This window comes from Psychromonas sp., from assembly GCF_041586535.1.
Classification (GTDB): Bacteria; Pseudomonadota; Gammaproteobacteria; order Enterobacterales; family Psychromonadaceae; genus Psychromonas.
On the sequence record NZ_JBFGZY010000191.1, the window covers coordinates 1 to 5,491 of the forward strand.

5 protein-coding genes and 1 pseudogene are annotated in these 5,491 nt (G+C 43.6%); all 6 read left to right on the top strand.

Going from position 1 to position 5,491, the window contains the following annotated elements; genetic code table 11:
• Positions 1 to 489: 489 nt before the first annotated feature.
• The 6 genes and pseudogenes from ABZA00_RS16075 to ABZA00_RS16100 all read left to right on the top strand — a co-directional run bounded on the left by ABZA00_RS16075 (position 490) and on the right by ABZA00_RS16100 (position 5,325).
• Positions 490 to 1,548, top strand: a complete 1,059-nt coding sequence (locus ABZA00_RS16075; protein WP_372883164.1) for a YHYH protein — start codon at positions 490 to 492, stop codon at positions 1,546 to 1,548.
• Positions 1,549 to 1,563: 15 nt separating this feature from the next.
• Complete coding sequence (locus ABZA00_RS16080; RefSeq protein ID WP_372883165.1) at positions 1,564 to 1,851, top strand: hypothetical protein; 288 nt, start codon at positions 1,564 to 1,566, stop codon at positions 1,849 to 1,851.
• A 996-nt stretch (positions 1,852 to 2,847) separates the two neighbouring features.
• A complete protein-coding gene (locus ABZA00_RS16085) occupies positions 2,848 to 3,699 on the top strand; it encodes a transglutaminase N-terminal domain-containing protein (RefSeq protein WP_372883166.1) in 852 nt (283 codons plus the stop codon).
• Between the two features lie 139 nt (positions 3,700 to 3,838).
• On the top strand, positions 3,839 to 4,498 hold the full coding sequence (locus ABZA00_RS16090) for an NADPH-dependent FMN reductase (protein ID WP_372883167.1): 660 nt from the start codon (positions 3,839 to 3,841) through the stop codon (positions 4,496 to 4,498).
• A 61-nt stretch (positions 4,499 to 4,559) separates the two neighbouring features.
• Positions 4,560 to 4,972 (top strand): annotated as a pseudogene (locus tag ABZA00_RS16095) (VOC family protein).
• A gap of 104 nt (positions 4,973 to 5,076) precedes the next feature.
• On the top strand, positions 5,077 to 5,325 hold the full coding sequence (locus ABZA00_RS16100) for a DUF3297 family protein (RefSeq protein ID WP_372883168.1): 249 nt from the start codon (positions 5,077 to 5,079) through the stop codon (positions 5,323 to 5,325).
• Positions 5,326 to 5,491: the final 166 nt, after the last annotated feature.

Genomic DNA, 5,491 nt, shown 5'->3' on the forward strand with positions numbered 1-5,491 from the left:
ATCCGCGCTAAAGGTATTCAGAAATTAAAAGCGGCTGGACAAGTCGTTACTGCTTGCGGAGGCTTGCGTAAATCCTGTCACGAACAGGTTGCGGCTTAGGAAACAAGAAGCATCGCCCGAATAAGGGCGGTGAGAAGTCACAGAGTGGTTGTAATCCGTTAATGACCCCTAAGCATTATATTGACGTTGAGCAGGTACACAAATTAGGCTCAGGAAAAACAGATTTCACACAAGCCAAACACCTTGCCATACAAAGCGTATGAGGCTTTAATAAATAAATGTCGGGAAGCAAAACTGCGAGCGACTTTGTTCCCAACGTAGATCGTTGATTAGACCTCTAACTCATGGGGGGCCCCTGACTGAAATTTATGCCCATCATATTTTTTATTGCTCCCCAAAAGCCTCACTTTTTACACATTTAACCTGTACTATAATGTAATATTGGCTACCTAGGTAGTTAATAGGCCTAAATAAAAAAGGATATAAATCATGATGTTATCAGAGCGTCGGTCATTAATGAGCACAATTGCCTTTAGTGCTGTAGCATTAAGCGGATGCAACGACTCCTCCCCTGAGAGTCCTGTTGAAGGAAACGGAACAGCGAAACAAGCGACTATTTCTAGAGGAGTTGACCTTTCTCTGTTTGCACAAGGTGCGTTTAGCCAAGCGCCTAAAATTGTTGACTGTGAAACCGCCGAAGGCACAGCAACGACTTGTTATGAACTGGCTACTTCTGGTGCTCCAGCAGGGCGGGAACCGGGTCCTTTCTGCCCAAGAACAACCAGAGACGGTGCTGAAGCAGGCGGAGCTTGGTTTAGCAAAGAAGGGAATGGCGATTTAGTAGATATCACTGGCGAGTTCATTTTAAAACTGAGTGATTATTATGGCGATGAAAACTGGCTGGTTTACGACGCAAAAACAAATAAAGTACGCTATACAGCCACAAAAGAAGCCTGTTTAGGTGCTGCAAGACCTGATGTTGAAGCACAATATCAGCAAAACTGTATCGAGTGCGAACTATCATATCTTGATGACGACTTCTCTCTTACTTACCTGATACCGGTCACGCCAATTCCTGCAGATAAACCGGGACGAGTTAGAACGGTCGGTATTGCACTTGATGGTTCCGAACTAGCTGGACCCGCGCCCGTTGATGCAATCCTGGGTAGTTATACGATTGCCGCATTTGATGACTGCGGTGGACATATTAACGCACATCAGGGTTACCACTACCACTCTACGACAGGTTGTACTGATACCTCTGACAAAAGCGACGATGGACACGCTGCATTGATCGGTTATGCTGCAGACGGTTATGGCATATATGCAATGAAGGACGCACAGGGTAAGGAAGTGCCACTCGATGAGTGTCGTGGTACAACTGATGATATCCGAGGCTATCACTACCACGCTGCCAGTCCGAGCGAAAATATGTTCATTGGATGCATGCATGGAGAAACTGTCCGCCAGGCGGGAGCCTCTGCGGGAGGTCCTCCAGAAGGACATCAAGGGCCTGCAGACGGTGAACATCTGCCGGTGGCTGAGTAATAGGGGCTATTAATAATGTTTCAATATTCTTTAAAGAAAACATTTTTTATTTTTTTAGCCACATTCGCCTTGTTGCTAACTACTGGTTTTGCTCATGCGCACTCTGGCCCATTAAATGCCATTGCTGTCAAAGCTTGTGATGCAAAAGCAATATCCGAAGCTTGTCAGTTTGAAGGAGGCCATGGCGACTTATACATAGGCACCTGCCAATACATGTCAACCGCTTTGATGTGTGTGAGGAACCAACCTATCCAGACAATTGAGTTCAAAAAAGCTGGATCTGAAGGTGATCATGAGTATTAGGAGAAGACAAAATTTCTGAACAGCTATCCAATCTAACCTGATTCAAACTGATATCTATGAAGATGTTCCAACTATTTTACCGGAGCCAGCTATACCCATGTTACTTCAAAATGCTTTGTCAGGCACGAGCTCGGAGACCAGAGCAAGACGCAATATGAGGTAATGGTTATTCCCTTTTCGATTGGTGCAACGCAGCACTGGTTTTCGAGCTAGCGCCCCGTAGAGCAAGGTTAATTGTACCAATCTGCTTTGTTATAAAATCTCTCTGTAGAATAACTAGACTTCAATTTTATGTCTAGCATCTCGGCACAATTGACCTTGCTGACTTTGCATCTTGAAGTATCATGGGTATATATGTCTGGGTTGTTGCACTAATTGGGCTGCGTTGTGTTTGTTATGACGAGCTAAATAAAGGCTTGGTTATCAGTCATTATTTAGCTTATGGTGAGCTTAGCGAAAATGCGCTGGATGGAACTGCTTGTCAACTTAATTATTTAATTGAAAATATTATAAATTCAAGGTTTATAGTTAATTAACTGATAAGTTGTTACACTAAAACTCGATACCATTGTCGTGTTTTTTGCTAAAAAAAGACGCTAAACAACGCGCATGTGTTTGCGCCATTAGCTCTCAGTAAGGGGTTATTATGTCATCAGTTCCAGAGAAAGATTGGAAATTATTTGTTTGAAAAAATTTGGTGTATTAAGTTCCGAACAATTTCAAATGTTTAGTGCAGAAACACAAGATACGGTTAGGAGTATCCTTGAGTTGAGGTGCTGATAGGTATTAATCACTCGTATTTATGGATTTCAAATCGGTAATAAGAGAGCTAAAACATAACAATAGCGCAAAAATAGGGCTTGCTTAAGCAGAGTTTCTTTTTGTTTCTCCCTCTGCGAAGTACTTTTTTAATATGATGCTTTACAGTTATACATAATGTTACGGGATTTATTCAGAGATCCCTTAAATAATAAAAACATCCATCTTAGGGGTATTATGAAACGTTATAAAATCATACACCGTACCTATTACAATTACACCGATATTGTGACCCTCGGAGCGCATCATTTACTTTTGCGTCCACGAGAAAATCATGAGCTCCGAATCGAGTCTTTTGTGCTCAATATTACCCCCGATGCGAAAATATATTGGCATCGAGATGTTGAAGACAATTCAGTTGCTATCGCCAATTTTACCAGTCCAACGCAGCAGCTTACGGTTGAAAGTGAAGTCATCGTTCAACAATATAATGAATCTCCATTGGATTTTATCGTGGCCGATTATGCGATTAACTATCCTTTTTCTTATAGCGAGGGAGACCAATTTTTATTATCACCCTATAGGGTATTACCAGAGCAAAAGACCAGAGAGCTTTTAAATAACTGGATATTTGCAGTATGGAAGTCCGGTGAACAGGTGCAAACCTATACGCTATTACAGCGCATTACTGCAACTATCTACACGACACTGGTTTACAAGGTGAGAGAAGAGCCCGGAGTCCAATCTGCCGAGGAGACATTGTCGCTCGGTTCCGGATCCTGTCGTGATTTTGCCTTACTCTTTATGGAGATCGTAAAGTGTCTGGGCCTTGCCTCCCGCTTTGTCAGCGGATATTTACATGCGCCGCTTATGTCCAGTCAGGTTGGATCCACTCATGCTTGGGCTGAGGTTTATTTACCCGGCGGTGGCTGGAAAGGATTTGATCCGACGATAGGTGATATTGCCGGTACGGATCATATACCCGTAGCGGTATCGCGATTGGCTGAATCTGTTCCTCCTATATCCGGGTCGTACGCTGGTTCAGCAAAATCAGAGCTCGATGTAGGTGTCTGGGTAAGCGAATGCTAAATCTTTCGATAGTGTTTTTTTAAACTATATGGTGCTCTAACCGTGCGGGATTCCTGCGTCGATGCACGGCAATAGCATTTAGCCTTTGCCGCTTGTGTAGGAGCGGTATTTTCTACATCCAAAAGATGGAGTTCTATAAATGAAGTTTTTGATTTTTCTGGGTACTGTCAGAGACAGTACCCCGCCTAAACCAGCCCGTTTAGGTGCCCACGTAGCGAAAGCTTGTATGGAGTGCCTGCAAAGTCGGTATGAAGAGGATGAAATAGAGTTGGTTGATGCTCTGGATTATCCCCTGGAGCCCGTTTTTAAGCCGCATTTTGCATACCCGAAAAGTAAGGTTCCACCAGCGCTCAATGAACTGGCGAAAAAAATTGAGTCATCCGATGGCTTTATCATGATCAGCCCTGAGTACAATCATTTCATGAGCCCTGCGCTGGCTAATCTGTTGAACCACTTTGGCAGTTCTCTGTTTTCTTACAAACCCAGTGTGATTGTTACCTATTCTGCAGGTCAATGGGGCGGAGTGCGCGCAGCCGTAGGAATGAGAACATTTCTATCCGAGTTGGGCTGCCTTCCGGTTTCCGCGATGATTCATGTGCCGAAAGCGCAGGAGGTTTTTGCAGCGGATGGTTCAGCGCAATCTGGTGTGGATCAAGCATCATGGTTTGATTATTTCGGTCGAGCCTTTAACCAGCTGGTTTGGTGGGCGCAGGCAGCCTGCGAGCATCGAGCTCAGGTTGATCCGCACCAACTGATTAATGGGTTCAAGCGCGATCCTTCGCAACGGAACGCTCCATAGCGCTATGGGGACAATAGGTATGAGTTGTCTTTCACGTTAGGAGTTTTAGGAACATTTTATCATGTCTGAATCTGTTCAACAGCAAATTGGAAATATTGCGCTAGTCGTTGAAAACTATGATGACGCTATTGAGTTTTACACCACAAAACTCCAGTGTACACTTGTTGAAGATACCCATTTAGGTGGTGGTAAACGCTGGGTTCAAATATCTCCGCCAAACTCAAACGGTACAAATTTATTATTAGCGCAAGCCAGCACTGATGAGCAGAAAGCTGCTATTGGTAATCAAACGGGTGGTCGTGTCTTCTTGTTTCTGCAGACTAATGATTTCTGGCGAGATTACAACTTGATGAAAGAAAATGGAGTTGTGTTTGATGAACAGCCGCGGATGAGGAATACGGGAGAGTAGTGGTTTTCCGGGACCTCTATGGCAATAAGTGGGACTTATTGCAGTTAAATCAGCTAATTAAGTAGGTGGAATATAAAAATAGATCTATAGGATTTGTGACGGCAGCTCTTGAGCGTTAGACCTAGATTGTCTACAATGGCGCACTTTTTATTTACGATAGGTCACAAATATGAACGACACTAAATCACTACCAGCTTTACCGGATCGCCTTTCTGCTAATCCCCGTAGTCCACATCATGTGGCAGAGGTTTTCGAACATAACATTGGTATTCTACTTAACGGCAAAGAACGTTTTGATGTTGAGGAATATTGCATCAGTGAAGGTTGGGTAAAAATCCCGTCACATAAAGCCCTGGACCGTCGCGGGCAACCGCTTATGATGACTCTAAAAGGAACTGTTGAAGCCTTTTATAGTTAGACGTATCAATAATAAAAACGATAACTTAGCAAAATAGCCGTAAACCCTCGCCCTTCTTTTTAGGGCGGGGATATAAGGCGACAGTGTAGTAGCACTTTAAATCATGCAGGTGTGGATTGACTATCCACATAATTTTTCAAAGTTTCTATCGTAGCCCCTCCTGCGC